1 pseudogene is annotated in these 538 nt (G+C 59.9%); it reads left to right on the forward strand.

Features of this window, described 5'->3' with window-relative positions:
• Positions 1–180 (forward strand): annotated as a pseudogene (locus tag J0695_RS38315) (YrhB domain-containing protein); the annotation flags it as partial.
• Between the last annotated feature and the right edge of the window lie 358 nt (positions 181–538).

Consider the following 538-nt stretch of genomic DNA (forward strand, 5'->3'; position numbering starts at 1 on the left):
CGGGTCCAAGAGAGCAACGGGCTCCTGATCGTGCCTTACAACTCCGCGCAGTACCTCGCTTCGCGTGACGTGAGTGAGCAGCTGCTGGACTGCTGGCCCATCCTCGTCAACCTCGAACGTGGTGACGTGCGGTTCGGAACCCTGGACGAGCGGCATCTGTGGAAGACCCCGCGCAGCTGATGGGGCTGCGGCTGGCTGCAACCACAGTTACGGGAGGCTAGCTAGACGTGCGCCTCGGATTTTTAGTCTCCACTTTCGAGTTTTGATGACCCATCAGTTCCCAGCCTGATTCACTGAACTTACTGCCGTCTATTTCCTACTGCTGGAATCCAATTGAATAACTCGCCTACGCCACAACCGAATTGACCCACACAAGAGCATCACAGGGTACTCCGCACGCAGCCCGCTACGCACCCTGTGATCGCGTAGCAGCCACCTCGGCACTTGGGGTCCGCTTGAGCCCTGGCGGTCCGTCAGGCGGGCGTACAAGAGTGTTTGTGGGTAGAGAGGGGCCCAACGTACCGGCCACAGTTCCGGG

Source organism: Streptomyces beijiangensis, from assembly GCF_017315755.1.
GTDB lineage: Bacteria > Actinomycetota > Actinomycetes > Streptomycetales > Streptomycetaceae > Streptomyces > Streptomyces beijiangensis.